A 278-nucleotide genomic window follows, 5' to 3' on the forward strand; every position below is an offset into this window, starting at 1 on the left:
CGGCGCCGGAGACCGAAACGCTCCAGTTGCCGTCCTTGTCGACCGCTGCGCTGTAGGTGGTGCCATTGAGCTTGAAGCTCACCACGTCGCCCGTCTGGAACTCGCCGCTCGCCTTGCCACTGATGGTCTGCGGGCTCTTCGATTCGGCGATGTTGACGATGTCGTCGCCGGCCACCACGTTGATGGTCAGGGTCGCCACCGGCGCGGTGATATCCACCGAGTAGTCGTGGGTAGCAGTGGCGCTGGCGCTGTTGCCTGCCGCGTCGGTCGCCACGAAG

1 protein-coding gene is annotated in these 278 nt (G+C 65.5%); it reads right to left on the reverse strand.

Features of this window, described 5'->3' with window-relative positions; genetic code table 11:
* The coding region (locus IB255_RS30610; protein WP_192211301.1) for an Ig-like domain-containing protein at positions 1-278 on the reverse strand (278 nt) is incomplete at both ends.

Source organism: Pseudomonas sp. PDM22, assembly GCF_014851965.1.
Lineage (GTDB): Bacteria > Pseudomonadota > Gammaproteobacteria > Pseudomonadales > Pseudomonadaceae > Pseudomonas.